This is a genomic window from Providencia sp. CIM-Carb-044 (assembly GCF_033901115.1).
GTDB classification, from domain to species: Bacteria; Pseudomonadota; Gammaproteobacteria; order Enterobacterales; family Enterobacteriaceae; genus Providencia; species Providencia hangzhouensis.
The window spans coordinates 49,085-66,884 of sequence record NZ_JAXADV010000001.1 but is presented as its reverse complement, the minus strand read 5'-3'; the positions used below and the strand labels follow the sequence as shown (position 1 = coordinate 66,884).

Below are 17,800 nucleotides of genomic sequence, written 5' to 3'. Positions count from 1 at the left end.
GTGCAAGAGCTTAGCGATCCGGAAATGTTGCGGTACAACCGCCAAATTATCCTCCGTGGGTTTGATTTCGATGGGCAGGAAAAACTTAAAGCTGGCAAAGTACTGGTTATTGGCCTTGGCGGTTTAGGCTGTGCCGCAACTCAATACCTTGCTGCTGCTGGTGTCGGTCATCTGACATTGGTGGATTTCGATACCGTGTCATTGTCTAACTTGCAACGGCAAATTTTGCACCGTGACGTCACCATTGGTACACCGAAAGTTGATTCAGCTAAAGCGCAACTTGCTGCCATTAACCCATATATTCAAATTGACACCGTCAATGCACAACTTGATGATGCACAACTTGATGAATTAATTATGCATCATGATGTGATCTTAGACTGCACAGATAACGTTGCCATTCGTGAACAGCTCAACCGCTTGTGTTTACCACAGAAAAAACCACTGGTTTCAGGTGCTGCTATTCGCATGGAAGGGCAATTATCTGTTTTCACTTATGAAGAAAACACCCCTTGCTATCACTGTTTAAGCCGTTTATTTGGCGAAAATAACTTAACTTGTGTGGAAGCAGGGGTTATGTCCCCTTTAGTCGGTACCATTGGTACGCTAGAAGCGATGGAAACCATTAAATTATTAGCTAATTATGGGAAAGTTAATTCAGGAAAAGTATTGCTATTTGATGCAATGACCATGGATTTTCGCCAATTTAAACTTAGCAAAGACCCGCATTGTGAAGTCTGTGCTAAAGGCTAACTGCTAAATTTTCGGGCAAGTTGGCTTTTCTCATCATTCAGGCGAGGCTTTTCTCGCCTTTTTCCTATTTTCATTACATCAAAATTAAGAATAATCCGAAAAAATAATTTAATTGCCCTTTCACCTTATACTATCTCTCTTTTGTGGTGCTTGATGGTTTAAATATCACCACTGTTTATTCTTTTGATAAAGTTACTGAGAGTATGAATATGCAATTCCCTCCTTGCCCGAAATGCCAGTCTGAATACACCTATACTGATAACGATATGTATACCTGCCCTGAGTGCGCGCATGAATGGAATGATGCCGAACCTGTAGCTGATATTGATGAATTGATTGTAAAAGATGCCAATGGCAACCTGTTAGCTGATGGTGATACCATCACGGTTATTAAAGATCTCAAAGTCAAAGGCAGCTCTTCTATGCTAAAAATTGGTACCCGCGTTAAAGGTATCCGTTTGGTCGAAGGCGACCACAATATCGATTGTAAAATTGATGGTTTCGGTCAAATGAAATTGAAATCTGAGTTTGTGAAGAAAAACTAAGTTTACTTCACCCATTCAAAAGCCCTCAAAATTTGAGGGCTTTTTGTTTCTAATCTAAAAACTCTATTTAGATAACCACACCTTGGCTTGTCAGGTATTCATCATAAGTACCTTTGAAATCAATGACTTTATCTTCTTTGATTTCTAAAATACGGCTCGCTAACGAGCTAACAAACTCACGGTCATGAGAAACGAAAATTAACGTACCTTTGTATAATTCGAGGGCTAAGTTTAATGACTCGATAGATTCCATATCCAAGTGATTGGTTGGCTCATCCATAATCAAAATATTTGGCTGTTGCATCATTAACTTACCAAATAACATACGCCCTTGTTCACCACCGGATAACACTTTAACTTTCTTTTTAATGTCATCTTGAGAAAACAGTAAACGGCCTAAAATACTGCGCACCGCTTGCTCGTCATCCCCTTCACTTTTCCACTGACTCATCCAGTCAAACACGGTTAAATCCGTTTCAAAATCTTCTGCGTGGTCTTGGGCATAGTATCCAATGCTGCTGTTTTCTGACCATTTAACCATCCCGCTTGTTGCAGGCTGTTCACCCACCAGCGTTTTTAAGAATGTAGTTTTACCGATACCATTAGCACCAATGACAGCCATTTTTTCGCCAACTTCCAGTAATAAATTGACGTTTTTGAATAATGGCCCTTGGTCATAACCGTTCGTTACAGCTTCTAATTCAAGCGCATTTCGGAACAATTTTTTCTCTTGTTCAAAACGAATAAATGGATTTTGTCGGCTAGACGCTTTCACTTCATCCAATTGAATTTTATCAATTTGACGTGCGCGTGAAGTCGCTTGTTTCGATTTAGATGCGTTAGCGCTAAAGCGGCTAACAAAAGATTGCAGTTCTGCAATTTGTGCTTTTTTCTTCGCGTTATCTGCCAGTAAACGCTCACGTGCTTGAGTTGCCGCGATCATATATTCATCATAGTTACCAGTGAATAAACGCAATTCACCGTAATCTAGATCAGCCATATGGGTACATACGGTATTTAAAAAGTGCCTATCATGGGAAATAATGATCATAGTACAGTTACGATCGTTCAGCACTTGCTCTAACCAACGAATCGTATCGATATCCAAGTTATTCGTCGGCTCATCGAGTAATAAGATATCAGGGTCAGAAAATAGGGCTTGAGCCAACAGCACTCGCAGCTTCCAGCCTGGTGCGACTTCACTCATCGGCCCATAGTGTTGTTCAACAGGAATACCCACACCCAGTAATAATTCACCTGCGCGCGCTTCCGCACTATAACCGTCCATTTCACCATAAGCGACTTCTAGGTCAGCCACACGGTAGCCGTCTTCTTCGCTCATTTCAGGTAAAGCATAGATTCTATCGCGCTCTTGTTTGACGTCCCACAGCTCGCTATGGCCCATGATCACGGTATCAAGTACGGTAAATTCTTCAAATGCGAACTGATCTTGGCGAAGTTTACCAATACGCTCATTTGGATCAGTCGTGCTCACATTTCCAGCTGTAGGGGTTAAATCTCCCCCTAAAATCTTCATAAACGTGGATTTACCCGCGCCATTTGCGCCGATCAAACCATAACGGTTGCCTGTGCCAAATTTAACTGAAATGTTTTCAAACAGTGGCTTACTGCCAAACTGCATAGTGATATTGTTCGTTGTTAACACTGCTATGCCTTAAATTAAACGGTGTAAAATAGCCTGCGATGATTAGGGGTCTATGACTACAGCGTGCAAAACAACCCAAAATAGTGATTTGAGCAGCAAAATACACTCCATGTATGGTCATTAGAGTATGGCAGGTATAAATAGCGGCGCATTATGCCATATTACACCGCTTAGATCTTGTGCTGTTTTCAGCAAATTGATTAACACGAAAGGAAAGGCTGACTAAATGCCAAACTAAAGAGTGATCCCCATAGTACGGCTGATTTCAGTTAGCCCTTCTCGCTCATAAAATTTAATCGCTTTATGGTTTTGCGCTAACACTGACAACTCCAAGTGGCTTAGTTGTCGACTTTTCGCCCAGGCTTTCATCGCATTTAGTAATTTTTGCCCTGCTTTTTCACCACGGAAATTAGGAGCAACAACTAGGTCAAAGATATAACCAAAATTTCGAGGAACAACACAGTTATAAGGGTCAGCTGCTTGTTGTTGTGCAATACAAAACCCTTTAATCTCACCGTTAAATTCAGCAACTAATAAACAAAATTTATCGTCAATAATCGCATTTTCAATAAATTCCCTAACCTGCTCTGCTGGTTGTAAACGTTCAGGGTCGAATAATGCCATTTCCGAAAACAAAATTTGGTAAAGCGATAAAATGGATTCTACATCACTTTTAATAGCTTCCCTTATCATGCATTCCTCTCTGAGATTTTAATATTAACGCTAGTCGTAGGTCTTAATTGGTGGGGCGACATAAGATTCAAAACTTTCTAATAACTCAGCGGGAGAATCATTCACAATCGCCATATGACGGTATTTTTCATGGAGGAAACCTTCATCTGCCATCTTATTTGTCATATCAATCAATGGTTGCCAATAATTATTAATATTAAATAAAGCGCATGGCTTAGCATGTAAACCAATTTGGCTCCAAGTAAATACTTCTGCGTACTCTTCAAGTGTGCCATAACCGCCAGGCAAAGCGACAAAGGCATCCGCAAGCTCAATCATTTTACTTTTACGCTGATGCATCGTTTCAACTTTATACAACTCAGTTAAATTCTTATGAGAAATTTCACGTTCTTCTAGCAATGATGGGATCACCCCAATCGCTTTTCCCCCTAATGACAATACGGTATCAGCAACTGTCCCCATAATTCCCACGCTCGCTCCACCATAGACTAACGTGATATCACGTTTAACCATTTCTTTAGCAAACTCAATGGCTTTTTGTTGATAGACCTCATTTTTTCCCATACTGGAACCACAATACACTGCAATACTTTTAATTTTTCCCATTTGTTCCTCATTTTCCATTTTTATTGTGACTTTTTAGTTAAAGCACTGAATTATACGAGCCTAATACAGAAGCTCAAGCTTCACTCTTCGCCATAATAAAATGAGACTAACTCATGTTTATAGCACTGCTATTCAACTAAACCAACATGTTGACAACCAATAAAGCACATTTACCCCCCTTATTCTCTATAGCTAAACCATAAACAAATATAAAGCCGTGCTGTTTTATGAGATAATCTTTAAGAAATTATTTTTCATCACTGAATACTTATTTTCTAAATATTTATTATCAATTAAGTTACGTTTTCCGAGGTTTACTTATTTATGTCTGCCGACACTAAAAAGAGCGCATTTCCGCTATTACCTATAGGGTTATTACTGCTTGCAATGACCTCTATTCAAAGCGGAGCTTCTTTAGCTAAAACTTTATTTCCTGTTATCGGCGCTCCCGGTGTTACTGGTTTACGTTTATTGCTTGCTACTATTATTTTGTTCGTTATTTTTAAGCCTTGGCGTTTAAAATTCAGAAAAAATTCGCTAGTTCCATTGCTTGCTTATGGGTTATCCCTAGGTACGATGAATTATTTGTTTTACCTATCTCTTGAACGAATTCCATTAGGGATAGCTGTTGCTTTAGAATTTACTGGCCCTTTAGCCGTTGCGATGTTTTCTTCTCGCCGTCCGATTGATTTTTTATGGATAGCCCTTGTTATTGTTGGGTTATTATTCTTACTTCCAATCGGCGATAATATTGATTCCATTGATACACTCGGTGCTCTCTATGCTCTCGGAGCCGGTGTCTGTTGGGGGTTGTATATTATATTCGGGCAACGTGCAGGAGCGGGTTACGGTGCAGCAACCGTTGCAATAGGTTCATTTATTTCTGCCATGATCTTCTTCCCTATCGGCTTAATGCAAACAGGTGTCGAGGTGATGTTCGACCCCTCAATTTTACCTATTGCACTAGCAGTCGCGATTTTATCAACCGCATTTCCTTATACATTAGAAATGATCGCACTAACGCGTTTACCAGCCCGAACTTTTGGTACATTGATGAGCCTTGAACCTTGTATGGGCGCATTTTTAGGAATTGTTTTCCTAAATGAGCACTTAACGATGACTCAATGGTTGGCATTATTATGTATTGTCTGTGCTTCTATTGGTTCCACCTCAACAGCGGTACCAAAGTCAAAAATCGAAAAAGTGTCCTAGTCACTAAAAACTATAAGCAAACAAAGACAATCAAGGTTAATAAATTCGATATATAGATATTTATTAACCTTTTTTCGTGTAAAGTTTTATTCATCAATTTGAAATAATCTATTTTTATTTCTAGTTTATGCTTTAAATAAAAATTTATCATCTCTATCGCACTTATTGTCAAAAACGATTAGTACCGAAGATCCACAATTAATTAACGGTTAATAAAGTATATCGAATAGACCTATTAAATTAATCGTTTATTACATTATGACAAATTAGTTTGGTTATTTTATATTTATTGACAGATGAGGTTACTAAACAAATTCATATTTAAGAGAGGATGAATCATGAGCACAGCTAAATTATTTAAAGCATCTTCAAATGAACTTTTATATACACGTAATGATATGGAAGACAGCGTAAAATTGGAAACCATTGGAATTCTTAATGTTATGGTGGTCCATTTTACCGATCTCTCTCTAATGACTAAACAAGCCCACTGGAATATGCGTGGCCGTAATTTTATTGCTATCCATGAAATGCTAGATGGCTTTAGAACCACGTTAGTTGAACATTTAGATGAATTCGCAGAGCGCGCGGTTCAATTGGGAGGTGTTGCTATTGGTACAACGCAAGAAGTTAACCGCTTCACCTCGTTAGAAGCTTACCCAATTAATATCCATAGTGTACAAGACCACTTAAAAGCGTTAGCCGACCGCTATGCTATTGTCGCGAATGATATCCGTAAAGCCATTGATGAGGTGGAAGACGAAGACACTGCGGATATGTTTACCGCAGCTTCCCGCGATATGGATAAATTCCTCTGGTTCTTAGAAGCAAATATTGAGTAATGTCGTAAATAGAGTCAATTAAAATTGACCAATGGCCACTGTAGAGTGGCCATTTTATTTGCGAGTCATTAACTATAATCAAACTGTTATTCAAATACCTAAAAATAAAATAAGTTAACTTAGTTATTTACTGTTTTTAGGTATCTCAGGTTGTTCTATAGGAAATACAGGTAATGCATTTAATAGCCTTTTACCATAATTTTTAGTTAGCAAACGTTTATCATAAATAATAATTTCACCATAGCACTCATGACTACGAATCAACCTACCTGCTTGCTGTATCAAGTTAAATGAGGCGCTAGGTAAACTTTGTACTTCAAATGGGTATCGCTTCAATGATTTCAACCAATCCCCTTCGGTGATAATCACAGGGTTTGTTACTGGTGGAAATGCAATTTTATGAATATGGACCTGAGTTAAATATTCCCCTTTTAGGTCTAACCCCTCAGCAAACGATTGTAAGCCAATTAAGGCACTAGATTGCCCTTGGTTAATTCTTTCGCAATGAGTTTCGACTAACCGGTAACGTGGTTGATCTCCTTGAACTAAAAGCTGCAAACGCAAATCCTTTACGTGCTCAAGAAAACCTTCCATCGCTCTTTGGCTACTAAATAAAACCAGTACTCCACGGTGAGTATTTTTAGTGAATTGTTCACGGAAAAATACTGCCATTTCCGCTAAGTGTTCAGCTTCAGTGTTTATCGTTGGCTCATATTCCATTTTAGGAATAATAATTTTTCCCTGCTCAACATGGTTAAAAGGAGAAGACAATGTCACGAAGCGGTCATCACTTTTTTCGGATAACCCAGTAAGTTCCATAAAACGTGAATAACTGTTCAATGACCTCAGTGTTGCCGAGGTAATCACAATATGAGGAACATTTCGCCATAACAAATGTTGTAATTGTTCGCTGACTCGGATCCCTGCACAATGCATAAAGAAGCGAGATTGGTTTTTCTCATAACGCCGACTTAACCATTTTGATACAGGGGCACCTGAACTTTGTTCTAATGCCGCCAACCGCCAAAGCTTCGACATATTTTCAAAGTACCCCATAGCCCTACTAGTCACAATAATGGAGCGATGTAAGCGGACAATATCTTGCTTCGCAGTTTGTTCCGTCAAATCATTTAAGATGGCTTCCGCCAGCCCCTGCAATGCATCAGTTTGCTTAAACAAGGCCTGACAGCTCAGTTGCATAGCTTCAGGCAATACACCAAGCGGAAATAAATATTCAGTTTCTTTTGATGTTTCTGGTAATAATGCATTCGCTAATAATGAGAAATCACGAAATGTTTCACGTAATTTTTCTGCATGTTGCTGTAACCGTTCGGGGTTAGCTAACTTTGGTGGCTTCGCCGGACGAAATTGCCCCATGTACTGCCCAACATGCTGAATAAAGCTATCAAGCTGTGCCGCTAGTTGAACTAACGTAATTTCGCCTTCAACTTCAAGGGCATCCCTTGCAACATCCGGAACATGATGGCCTTCATCAAGCACTAATAATAAATTTTTCGGGTCAGGTAATACCGATTCACTTTCCATTGCAGCCATAACTAACGCATGATTAGCAACCACCACATCGGCATCTTCGATTTCCCGCCTAGCAATAAAAAATGGGCAACGCTGATAAAATTGACAATTACGACCTAAACAATTCATTTTATCTGTGCTGACTTTGCGCCATAAGCTATCACTAAATGCACGTTTGTGGTGATCCCTTAGCCCATCCCATGCAAAACTCTGAAAGTCATGCCGCAGTTGCTGACAAATAGCCCGCTCTTCACTATTCGCAATTTCTGTTTTATCTTCCACCAATAACATTAAATCAATTTGTTCGCCTTCCGCGGCACAAATAGCTTCTAAATTACGAGGGCAAACATAACGAGCACGCCCAAACGCCCCTGTATATTTTAAATCAGGAATAATTTTGCTTAATAAGGGTAAATCTTTACTATAAATTTGGTCTTGTAATGCCACATTCGCCGTACTGACCACTAAGGTTTTACCTTCTTCCCTACCAACCGCTATCCCTGGTATTAAATAAGATAGCGTTTTACCCACCCCAGTAGGCGCTTCTATAACCAAATGGCGGCCGTCATCATCTGCTAAATTTTTTGCGACTTGCGCGATCATCTGCCGCTGCGGTGATCGGGAAACAAACCCGTCAATTTGTACGGACAACCCTTTATACCACTGAGTTATTTGTTCTTTAGTTTTATTCGACAGGGACATAAATTATGCAGGTGACCAAAGTTAAAATGAAAGATAACGAAACTGACAACAATACGGAATATGTAAAAAACGCTTTTGCCAACCGCTTCGCAAAACTACTGTATTAATACCCATTATACATAAAAATTGGGAAGCTTTTTGCAAAACGCCCATTCTGCAACAGAAAAAATAGCTTTTAACTTGTTTGCAACACTCATCCGGTTATACTTTGAGTTCTTATATCATTTGGATTTTTATCACTAGGCAGGCTATAGAAAATGAAAAAGGTTGTTATCGCACTTTGCGCATTATGCGCTTTTGGTTCTGTAGGCGGTATTGTTTTAGCGGGTATGAACATTTATACACGTTCAACCACACCGCTTGAGCAAGGGCAACCGCAATCCCCTTCAGCACTGCCAGCACCCAATCAAATTCAGTAATTTTAAAATAATTTATCAGCCCAGGATGGAGATAGCTTATGTACAACGATTATTTCGTAACCCCACAATGGTTAAATTTACATCTATTTAATGATAACATCATTGTACTCGATGCATCTTCTCCGCCACCGACCGCACCTTATGATTGCCGCCAACAATATTTAGAAGAACATATTCCTAACGCTCAGTTCTTTCATCAAGATGAAATTGCAGACAAAAGCTGTGATTTACCCCATATGCTGCCAAGTGCCGATGTTTTTAGTCAAGCAATTAGTGCCATGGGCATAGGTAATGACACCCAAGTTATTATTTATTCGCAGAATAACTTATTTTCATCCCCAAGAGCGTGGTGGACTTTCACCACTATGGGCTGCAAAAACGTTAAAATTTTAGCCGGTGGCATCGATGCTTGGAAAGCAGCAGGGTTTGATGTTCAGTCCGGGGAAGTCACTCCGCCAGCTGCGAAACAATTCCATGCCATACGTAAAGACAGTAACGCACTGAATCAAGAGCACATGCTTGATATTGTAAATCAAGGAAAAATTCAAATTATTGATGCTCGTGCAGAACCACGCTTTCTTGCCAAAGCGCCAGAACCACGTCCGGGTCTACGTATGGGGCATATTCCTGGGAGCAAAAACGTCCCATGGGATCTTCTCGTTGAAAAGGGTGAATTCAAATCACCGGAGCAACTTAAAGCTATTTTTACTAAACAAGGTGTGGATATCCATGCACCTTCAGTGATGACCTGTGGTTCAGGAATGACCGCAGCTGTGGTATTAATGGCATTAACATTATTAGGTAACCAAAACGTGCGTTTGTATGATGGTTCATGGGCCCAATGGGGGCAAGATAACGGCCTGCCAATCGAGTCGTAATCCTCTTCTTCCATAAAAATATAAGCCACTTGATATTTAAGTGGCTTATAGAATGAAGATTTACCAAGTAGAGGAAATGGTTATTTGGCAAATATCCCGGCTAAGAACAGTACGACAATCGCACCGATAACCGCGACAACAAAACTCCCAAAGTTGAAACCATCAACTTTTCCTTTACCAAAGAAAGTACTGATGTAACCACCCACAACGGCACCAACAATCCCCAGCACGGTGGTCATAATGAACCCCATGTGATAAGTACCTGGCATCAGCCACTTAGCTAAAACACCTGCAATTAGACCAAAAATAATCCAAGCAATTACACCCATCTTACGCCTCCCAGACTAGGTAATTTCACTATAATGTCAAAATGTTCTCATATAATAGTAGAGCTTTAAATAAATAAAATCGCTCTCCTACCAATTAAGTAAAGACCCTATAAGTTAATTTCGCAACTATAAAATTTTGCCAATCAACATTATTCATAACTAATTGCTCACAATTTCAGTTATCACTTGCGCAATCTGTTGGGCATTTTTTAACGACCTAACCTGAGAAAAAAGTTCATCTGCTTGATGATATTCTTTACGTAAATAGCCTAGCCATTGCTTAATCCGGGCTGCATGGTAATGGCCGGTATCCCCTTGTTTTTCAAGTTCTGTATACTTTAATAACAACCTGCCAACTTGCTCCCAAGGCATTTTAGATTCATTAAATTTGACCACTCGACTTAGGTTTGGGGTGTTTAGTGCTCCACGACCAATCATCACGGCATCACAACCTGTGATTTCAAGGCAGCGCTGTGCACTTGCATAGTCCCAAATTTCACCATTAGCAATCACTGGGATCGATAATTTACGGCGGATCTCTCCAATGGCAGACCAATTAATACTCTCTGCTTTATAACCGTCTTCTTTGGTTCTACCATGGACAGTAAGTTCTGTTGCCCCCGCCTGTTGAACCGCATCTGCAATTTCATAAGCAAATTCGGAACTATCCCACCCCAAACGAACCTTAACCGAAATAGGTAATTCTTTTGGAACTGCTTCACGCATTGATTTCGCAGCTTGATAAATCAAATCAGGTTGCTTCAATAACGTCGCACCACCACCGTGGCCATTAACTGTTTTTGATGGACACCCGCAATTTAAATCAACCCCCCAAGATCCTAACTCGACCGCTCGATTTGCGTTCTCTGCCAACCACTGAGGGTGTTGCCCTAATAACTGCACGCGAACTAATGTCCCTGAAGGGGTACGACTACCATGTTTTAGTTCAGGGCATAAACGGTAAAAAGTTTTTGCTGGTAAAAGAGTATCAACCACGCGAACAAACTCTGTTATGCACAGGTCATAGTCATTAACTTCGCTTAATAGACAACGTACTAAAGGGTCTAAAACTCCTTCCATAGGAGCTAATAAAACGCGCATAAATGGCTCACAAAAAACGTAATAACACCTGCTTATCATACCGTTTATTGAATAGATGAGCAGGAAAATTCTAAGATGGGGGTGACCAGTAACAGGCTTGAAATAGTTTCACAGGTAGCTCCAGTTAATGCCATTAACATTAAAAAGAGCTACAAGCTTTATGGAAGATTAGCTGTCACTTCGCCCTTGTTTGACTTTTTTCTGGGCGTTTTTCCATGGGGAACTTGCCCCCTTCCCTGAACTAGGCTTTGACGATGGCGAATTACTGCGACGTGGTGGTTTACCTTGGTTTCTATCACCTGAACGACGTTCATTGCGTTGTGGTGTTTTTTGAATAGGCTCCGCCTTTATGGAGGGGTCGGGCTCATAGCCTTCAATCGCCATCAATGGAATAGATTTTTTCAATAATTTTTCAATATCCTTGAGTAACTTAGCCTCATCGATACATACTAAGGAAACTGCCATCCCAGTTGCTTCTGCACGGCCTGTACGACCGATACGGTGAACATAGTCTTCTGCAACATTAGGAAGCTCAAAATTCACCACATAAGGAAGCTGTTCAATATCAAGGCCACGAGCTGCGATATCCGTTGCCACTAACACACGAATATCCCCAGATTTAAAATCAGCTAATGCACGAGTACGAGCCCCTTGGCTCTTGTTACCATGGATAGCAGCAGCTTTGACACCATCTTTATTTAAATGCTCAGCGAGACGGTTTGCACCATGTTTTGTACGTGTAAAAACAAGAACTTGTTGCCAGTTTTCACGGCCAATCATAAACGAAAGTAATTCCGCTTTTCGTTTTTTATCAACCAGATGAACATATTGAGTCACTTGCTCAGAAGCTGAGTTTCGCGGAGCAACCTCAATAGTTACAGGGTTATTGAGTAATTTATTCGCTAATTGTTTGATTTCGTCAGAAAACGTCGCTGAGAACAATAAGTTTTGACGTTTTTTAGGTAATTTATTAATCACCCTACGAATATCATGAATGAACCCCATATCTAACATACGGTCAGCTTCATCCAGAACAAAAACTTCGACTTGGGAAAGATCTACTGCATTTTGATGTTCTAAATCTAATAAGCGCCCCGGAGTTGCAATTAAGATATCAACCCCGCCACGTAACTTCATCATTTGTGGGTTAATACTTACCCCACCAAAGACGACAAAAGAACGAATACGCAGGTGACGGCTATATTCTTTTACATTTTCAGCAACTTGCGCTGCAAGCTCCCTTGTTGGCGTCAAAATTAACGCACGAATAGGCTTGCGATCCTTTCCTGCTCGAGGAGTTGTAATCAGCTTCTGTAAAATTGGCAATGTAAAACCCGCTGTTTTACCTGTACCAGTTTGGGCGCTAGCTAAAAGGTCGTTTCCTGCAAGCACGGCTGGGATAGCTTGTTGTTGAATAGGCGTAGGGCTTTCATAACCTAATTCATTAATGGCAAGCAAAATTTCCTCGTTTAACGCGAGGTCTGAAAAAGTAGTCAAATTAAATTACTCCGGGCTTCACCGCTTCAAATTGAATGTGGCAGTTATGGGGGAAGTGAGTCAGAAGATAAAGCGCAAACTGCCGTGCGACACTGTGTAAAATTCTAACATTATTTACAGATGATAAATATATTAATTTAGTTTGGTTAATAAATTAATATAAAATCCGACCCACATAGTATATATACTTACATTGTACTATGAGATGTCGTTTTTTACTTTTTATAAAAATGAAAAGCCATTAAGAGCTAATTAGGTGTTATTTAATTCTGAATTTTTAAAGGAATGGTTATGAATACAGGTTCATCGTCAACGTTGCGAGGAGAAAATGCGAAAATGCAATTGCTTCTCACTGCTGCTGATGTATATGGAGAACAAGGGCTTGATGGCGCTACTACACGCAAGATCGCACAGGCATCAGGGCAAAATATTGCCGCAATTTCTTATTATTTTGGCTCAAAAGAAGGTCTTTACTTAGCGGTAGCTCAGCTTATCGCAAAAACTATTCGGGACGATTTCCATGATGTTTTTCAAGCAATTGACAACTTTCTAAATCAACCTTTGTCAGTACAAGTAACTGATGATGCACTTGATTTACTACAAAAAACAGTCATTGCCTATAATCATTTTCAGTTGGAAAAGAAAAATTTAAGTTTTTCTCGGATATTAGCACGTGAACAACTCAACCCGACCGAAGCCTATACGGTAATCCATGAACAGGCTTTAGGCCCAATACATTCGCGCCTAAACCGCTTGATTGCGATTTACATTGGTGCTGACCCCAATCATTTAACAACGCTAATCCACACACACGCAATCCTTGGCGAAACACTTTCATTTCGAATTGCTCGAGAAACTTTGTTACGCCAAACGGGTTGGAAACATATCAATGAAAATGAATTTAAAATTATTAATCAAGTTCTTATTGAACATACAAATATATTATTAGCAGGCTTACGCCATCGCAAACAATATGAAAAGTGATATGATAAAATAATTAAAGTGATTCATTCACATTGATAATAACTAGAGGCTGGTGATTTTATTGCAGCTGGTGCCACATTTCTTCATTAAAAACAGCGGCCTCTAACAACAAATTTTGTTTTCATATCGTTGATTCTTTAAGTAAGGTTAGCTATGAGCAATAAAAACCGTTCTGTTGTTGTTTTCATTATTCTCATATTAATCGGTGCTGCAATTGGTGGTTATTACTACTATCAATCACAGCAAGACAAAATATTAACACTCTACGGCAATGTTGATGTCCGAACGGTTAATCTTGGTTTTCGAGTGTCAGGTAAGCTCAAATCCCTAAGCGTCGATGAAGGTGCAAAAATTATTGCAGGCGAGCAACTTGGTCTACTGGATGATGCCCCCTACATTAACGCGTTAAATAAAGCCAAAGGGGTACGTGACAGCGCCAAAGCCCAACTTGCTTTAAAAGAAAGTGGTTACCGTACTCAAGAGGTTGCACAAGTTGAAGCTGAAGTGGCTCAAAAACAAGCGGCTTGGCAATATGCCGATAACTTCTATAAACGTCAGCAAGGGCTTGCTGCCTCCCGCGTTATTTCAGCTAATGATTTAGATAACGCGAAGAACAATCGAAACCAAGCATTTGCCGCCCTTCAAGCGGCACAAGATAAACTAAATCAATACCAAAGCGGTTTTCGCCAAGAAGAGATAGCTGCCGCTCGAGGCGAATGGTTACAAGCCGAAGCGGCTGTCGCTCAAGCTGAACTCGACTTACAAGACACCGTCTTAACTGCACCTTCCTCTGGGACTATTTTAACCCGAGCAATCGAACCTGGCACAATCATCGGTGCAGGTAATACCGTATTTAGCGTCACTTTAACAAATCCTGTTTGGGTCAGAGCCTATGTTAGCGAACCGCACCTCGGTGATGCCATCCCCGGTAGAGAAGTCTTGCTGTATACGGATAGCCGCCCAAATCAGCCTTACCATGGTACCATTGGGTTTGTTTCCCCTACCGCCGAATTTACCCCTAAAAGCGTACAAACACCGGATTTACGAACCGATTTAGTCTATCGACTACGCATCGTCGTCAATGATGCAGATGATGCTTTACGCCAAGGTATGCCTGTAACTATTCAATTTACTGATAATAAACAGTAAGAGTTTGCTATGAGTGATGATTACAGTATCCGCCTATCCAATGTCGAGAAAACATTTGTTGGCTTGGATACTCCAGCCGTTGAAAGCTTAACAATCGATATTCATGGGGGCTCTGTAACAGGCCTTGTCGGCCCTGATGGTGCAGGAAAAACAACTTTAATGCGCATGATTGCAGGGCTATTAAAACCAGATGCAGGGAAAATTAGCGTGATGGGGCTCGACCCTATCGACGACAGCATTGCTATGCGAGCTGGCCTTGGTTATATGCCCCAAAAATTTGGTTTATATGAAGACCTGACCGTACAAGAAAATTTAAATTTGTACGCAGATTTGCGTGGCGTACTCGGCGAAGAGCGCCAAAAAACCTATCAGCAACTGCTTTCTTTCACCAGCCTAGCCCCTTTTACCAATAGGCTAGCCGGTAAATTATCGGGGGGGATGAAGCAAAAACTCGGGTTAGCCTGTACATTATTAGGAAAACCCAAGGTCCTTTTACTCGACGAACCCGGTGTTGGTGTTGACCCCATCGCTCGACGCGAACTATGGCAAATGGTTCATACTCTTGCCGATGATGGAATGCTCATTCTTTGGAGTACTTCCTATTTAGATGAAGCTCAGCAATGTAAAAATGTGCTGCTATTAAATAAAGGCAAACAGCTTTATGCAGGCAAGCCCGAGTTATTAACTGAAAAAATGGCGGGACGCTCGTTTTTACTTGATGTACCAGCCACACAAAAACGTACTGTATTACAAAACGCACTCGTATTACCAGAAACTACCGATGGTGTAATCCAAGGCCGCTATATTCGCTTAATTTTGAAGCCTAATGCATCACAGACAAATTTATTAACTGCATTAAATATGGCAGATGGAAAACTCATTGAAGCACAGCCACGTTTTGAAGATGCGTTTATTGACTTATTAGGCGGGGGCCCATCTCATCGTTCGGAATTAGCCGCTATCGTACCGCAAATTCCACCTAATCCTGAAGAAACCGTCATAGAAGCGCGTAATTTAACCAAAAAATTTGGCCAATTTGCGGCAACTGATACCGTAAATTTCCAAGTTAAACGAGGAGAAATTTTTGGTTTATTGGGGCCAAATGGTGCGGGAAAATCGACAACTTTTAAAATGATGTGTGCGTTAATGAAGCCAACAGATGGGCAAGCACTCGTTCTTGGAATGGATTTAAAAACGAGTTCAAACAAAGTCAGGCAGCACCTTGGCTATATGGCACAAAAGTTCTCGCTGTACGGTAACCTAAAAGTGGGGCAAAACCTGAAATTTTTTTCGGGTGTTTATGGTTTACATCATCAACAACAAACCAAAAAAATCCAAGAAATGGTTGAGGCCTTTAATTTCAAACCGATTATCAATCAGGTGACTGAATCCCTCCCTCTGGGGTATAAGCAGCGTTTAGCCCTCGCCTGCTCATTAATGCATGAGCCTGATATCTTATTTTTAGATGAGCCAACCTCAGGTGTTGACCCACTAACTCGTAGAGAATTTTGGTTACATATCAATGGAATGGTTGATAAAGGTGTTACCGTTATGGTCACGACTCACTTTATGGATGAGGCAGAGTATTGTGACCGTATCGGGCTGGTTTACCATGGAAAAATTATTGCGGCAGGAACCCCTGATGAACTGAAACAGCAAGTCGCAAGTGCTGAAAACCCTGACCCATCCATGGAAGATGCATTCATCGAGCTAATCATGAATTATGATAAGCAACAGGAGGCACTATGACTCACACCGCTTCTCATTTTTCATGGCGTAGGCTTAAAGCACTATGCTGGAAAGAAAGTAAACAAATTGTGCGGGATCCTAGCAGCGCTCTTATAGCTGTGCTTATTCCATTGATGTTACTATTTATTTTTGGTTATGGTATCAATTTAGACTCAAGTAAATTACGTGTCGGTATTTTACTTGAGCAACAAAGTTCGCAAGCTCGTGAATTGGTTGATACCTTCACTGGTTCGCCATTTATCGATGCGACTATTAGTAATAACCGCCATTTATTAATCGATAAAATGCAAGCGGGTGAAATTCGCGGCATTATCGTCATTCCTGTAAATTTTTCAGCCCAATTGCTGCAAAAACAAGGTCATGCCGCAATTCAAGTCATTACTGATGGCAGCGAACCGAATACGGCTAACTTTGTGCAAGCTTATACTCAAGGTGTGTGGCAAACGTGGCTGGTGCAGCAAGGGGAAAATAAAGGCTACCCAACAGACCCACTAATTGAACTTAATATGCGCTATTGGTTTAATGAAGCGGCAATTAGTCAGCATTTTATTATTCCAGGAGCAATTAGCATCATTATTACCGTAGTTGGTGCTATTTTGACCTCTTTAGTTATTGCAAGAGAATGGGAACGTGGCACGATGGAAGCATTGCTTTCAACCCAAATCACTAAAACTGAGTTATTACTTTCAAAATTATTGCCTTACCAAGTGCTTGGTACTTTTGTGATGGTATTATGCATGTTTGTCACCACTTTTGTCTTAGGAGTACCTTATCGCGGCTCTCTATTAGTATTATTTGTCATTACCAGCCTTTATTTGGCAACGGCATTAGGGATGGGGTTATTGATTTCAACAATTACTCGTAACCAATTTAATGCAGCGATGGTTGCTCTGAATGCCGCCTTCTTACCTGCTATTATGTTATCTGGCTTTATTTTTGAAATTGATAGTATGCCAGCCATTATTCAAGCTGTGACTTATTTTATCCCTGCCCGGTACTTTGTCAGCAGTTTACAAACTCTCTTTCTTGCAGGTGATATCTATATTGTTTTATTGATAGATTTCCTGCTACTCATCGCTTCTGCAATACTATTTATTGGACTGACGGCGCTAAAAACTCGCCGTCGTTTGGATTGAGGTGAA

Annotated in this window: 17 protein-coding genes; 10 read left to right on the top strand and 7 right to left on the bottom strand. The window is 40.3% G+C overall.

Features of this window, described 5'->3' with window-relative positions; all coding sequences use genetic code 11:
* The gene (gene moeB, locus SJ312_RS00295; protein WP_004256563.1) at positions 1-753 is read left to right on the top strand and encodes a molybdopterin-synthase adenylyltransferase MoeB; all 753 of its coding nucleotides are present in this window, start codon (positions 1-3) and stop codon (positions 751-753) included.
* Positions 754-962: 209 nt separating this feature from the next.
* Positions 963-1,298 (top strand): zinc ribbon domain-containing protein YjdM, encoded by a 336-nt coding sequence (locus SJ312_RS00290; protein WP_272574706.1) that lies wholly within the window; start codon positions 963-965, stop codon positions 1,296-1,298.
* 67 nt (positions 1,299-1,365) lie between these two features.
* Here SJ312_RS00290 and SJ312_RS00285 read toward each other — a convergent pair whose 3' ends face one another.
* The 3 genes from SJ312_RS00285 to SJ312_RS00275 all read right to left on the bottom strand — a co-directional run bounded on the left by SJ312_RS00285 (position 1,366) and on the right by SJ312_RS00275 (position 4,263).
* Entirely contained in the window at positions 1,366-2,964 is a 1,599-nt protein-coding gene (locus SJ312_RS00285; protein ID WP_036957930.1) for an ABC-F family ATPase, read from the bottom strand.
* A gap of 234 nt (positions 2,965-3,198) precedes the next feature.
* Entirely contained in the window at positions 3,199-3,657 is a 459-nt protein-coding gene (locus SJ312_RS00280) for a GNAT family N-acetyltransferase (protein WP_319866665.1), read from the bottom strand.
* A gap of 30 nt (positions 3,658-3,687) precedes the next feature.
* Positions 3,688-4,263 (bottom strand): TIGR00730 family Rossman fold protein, encoded by a 576-nt coding sequence (locus SJ312_RS00275; RefSeq protein WP_096864124.1) that lies wholly within the window; start codon positions 4,261-4,263, stop codon positions 3,688-3,690.
* A gap of 324 nt (positions 4,264-4,587) precedes the next feature.
* On the opposite strand from SJ312_RS00275, the gene rhtA reads away from it, so the two are divergent.
* Together rhtA and dps are read left to right on the top strand one after the other, a co-directional pair.
* Positions 4,588-5,475, top strand: coding sequence for a threonine/homoserine exporter RhtA (gene rhtA / locus SJ312_RS00270; protein WP_004256572.1), 888 nt, complete (start codon positions 4,588-4,590; stop codon positions 5,473-5,475).
* Between the two features lie 338 nt (positions 5,476-5,813).
* Positions 5,814-6,317, top strand: coding sequence for a DNA starvation/stationary phase protection protein Dps (dps, locus tag SJ312_RS00265; RefSeq protein ID WP_004256573.1), 504 nt, complete (start codon positions 5,814-5,816; stop codon positions 6,315-6,317).
* A gap of 123 nt (positions 6,318-6,440) precedes the next feature.
* On the opposite strand, the gene dinG is transcribed toward dps, so the two are convergent.
* Positions 6,441-8,552 (bottom strand): ATP-dependent DNA helicase DinG, encoded by a 2,112-nt coding sequence (dinG, locus tag SJ312_RS00260; protein WP_319866664.1) that lies wholly within the window; start codon positions 8,550-8,552, stop codon positions 6,441-6,443.
* A 257-nt stretch (positions 8,553-8,809) separates the two neighbouring features.
* On the opposite strand from dinG, the gene SJ312_RS00255 reads away from it, so the two are divergent.
* Together SJ312_RS00255 and sseA are read left to right on the top strand one after the other, a co-directional pair.
* Entirely contained in the window at positions 8,810-8,971 is a 162-nt protein-coding gene (locus SJ312_RS00255; protein ID WP_004256593.1) for a hypothetical protein, read from the top strand.
* A gap of 38 nt (positions 8,972-9,009) precedes the next feature.
* Positions 9,010-9,849 carry a 3-mercaptopyruvate sulfurtransferase gene (gene sseA / locus SJ312_RS00250; RefSeq protein ID WP_319866663.1) on the top strand — a complete coding sequence of 280 codons (840 nt, stop codon included), beginning with the start codon at positions 9,010-9,012 and terminating at the stop codon, positions 9,847-9,849.
* Between the two features lie 80 nt (positions 9,850-9,929).
* Here sseA and SJ312_RS00245 read toward each other — a convergent pair whose 3' ends face one another.
* The 3 genes from SJ312_RS00245 to rhlE all read right to left on the bottom strand — a co-directional run bounded on the left by SJ312_RS00245 (position 9,930) and on the right by rhlE (position 12,776).
* Positions 9,930-10,178, bottom strand: coding sequence for a GlsB/YeaQ/YmgE family stress response membrane protein (locus tag SJ312_RS00245; RefSeq protein WP_004256598.1), 249 nt, complete (start codon positions 10,176-10,178; stop codon positions 9,930-9,932).
* Positions 10,179-10,337: 159 nt separating this feature from the next.
* Positions 10,338-11,279, bottom strand: a complete 942-nt coding sequence (gene dusC, locus SJ312_RS00240; protein ID WP_096864122.1) for a tRNA dihydrouridine(16) synthase DusC — start codon at positions 11,277-11,279, stop codon at positions 10,338-10,340.
* Between the two features lie 168 nt (positions 11,280-11,447).
* A complete protein-coding gene (gene rhlE, locus SJ312_RS00235; RefSeq protein ID WP_110591365.1) occupies positions 11,448-12,776 on the bottom strand; it encodes an ATP-dependent RNA helicase RhlE in 1,329 nt (442 codons plus the stop codon).
* Between the two features lie 285 nt (positions 12,777-13,061).
* On the opposite strand from rhlE, the gene cecR reads away from it, so the two are divergent.
* The 4 genes from cecR to SJ312_RS00215 all read left to right on the top strand — a co-directional run bounded on the left by cecR (position 13,062) and on the right by SJ312_RS00215 (position 17,794).
* Complete coding sequence (cecR, locus tag SJ312_RS00230; protein ID WP_004256610.1) at positions 13,062-13,760, top strand: transcriptional regulator CecR; 699 nt, start codon at positions 13,062-13,064, stop codon at positions 13,758-13,760.
* 153 nt (positions 13,761-13,913) lie between these two features.
* Positions 13,914-14,909, top strand: coding sequence for a secretion protein HlyD (gene hlyD, locus SJ312_RS00225; RefSeq protein ID WP_136135082.1), 996 nt, complete (start codon positions 13,914-13,916; stop codon positions 14,907-14,909).
* A gap of 9 nt (positions 14,910-14,918) precedes the next feature.
* Complete coding sequence (locus SJ312_RS00220; protein ID WP_004256654.1) at positions 14,919-16,658, top strand: ATP-binding cassette domain-containing protein; 1,740 nt, start codon at positions 14,919-14,921, stop codon at positions 16,656-16,658.
* Positions 16,655-17,794, top strand: a complete 1,140-nt coding sequence (locus SJ312_RS00215) for an ABC transporter permease (protein ID WP_004256657.1) — start codon at positions 16,655-16,657, stop codon at positions 17,792-17,794. Before SJ312_RS00220 ends, SJ312_RS00215 begins: the two co-directional genes overlap by 4 nt.
* Positions 17,795-17,800: the final 6 nt, after the last annotated feature.

Excerpts from the sequence above, each read along its gene's own strand:
- SJ312_RS00290 (WP_272574706.1), top strand. The coding sequence starts at position 963 with ATGCAATTCCCTCCTTGCCCGAAATGCCAGTCTGAATACACCTATACT.
- SJ312_RS00280 (WP_319866665.1), bottom strand. The coding sequence starts at position 3,657 with ATGATAAGGGAAGCTATTAAAAGTGATGTAGAATCCATTTTATCGCTT.
- SJ312_RS00275 (WP_096864124.1), bottom strand. The coding sequence starts at position 4,263 with ATGGGAAAAATTAAAAGTATTGCAGTGTATTGTGGTTCCAGTATGGGA.
- rhtA (WP_004256572.1), top strand. The coding sequence starts at position 4,588 with ATGTCTGCCGACACTAAAAAGAGCGCATTTCCGCTATTACCTATAGGG.
- dps (WP_004256573.1), top strand. The coding sequence starts at position 5,814 with ATGAGCACAGCTAAATTATTTAAAGCATCTTCAAATGAACTTTTATAT.
- dinG (WP_319866664.1), bottom strand. The coding sequence starts at position 8,552 with ATGTCCCTGTCGAATAAAACTAAAGAACAAATAACTCAGTGGTATAAA.
- SJ312_RS00255 (WP_004256593.1), top strand. The coding sequence starts at position 8,810 with ATGAAAAAGGTTGTTATCGCACTTTGCGCATTATGCGCTTTTGGTTCT.
- sseA (WP_319866663.1), top strand. The coding sequence starts at position 9,010 with ATGTACAACGATTATTTCGTAACCCCACAATGGTTAAATTTACATCTA.
- SJ312_RS00245 (WP_004256598.1), bottom strand. The coding sequence starts at position 10,178 with ATGGGTGTAATTGCTTGGATTATTTTTGGTCTAATTGCAGGTGTTTTA.
- dusC (WP_096864122.1), bottom strand. The coding sequence starts at position 11,279 with ATGCGCGTTTTATTAGCTCCTATGGAAGGAGTTTTAGACCCTTTAGTA.
- cecR (WP_004256610.1), top strand. The coding sequence starts at position 13,062 with ATGGTTATGAATACAGGTTCATCGTCAACGTTGCGAGGAGAAAATGCG.
- hlyD (WP_136135082.1), top strand. The coding sequence starts at position 13,914 with ATGAGCAATAAAAACCGTTCTGTTGTTGTTTTCATTATTCTCATATTA.
- SJ312_RS00220 (WP_004256654.1), top strand. The coding sequence starts at position 14,919 with ATGAGTGATGATTACAGTATCCGCCTATCCAATGTCGAGAAAACATTT.
- SJ312_RS00215 (WP_004256657.1), top strand. The coding sequence starts at position 16,655 with ATGACTCACACCGCTTCTCATTTTTCATGGCGTAGGCTTAAAGCACTA.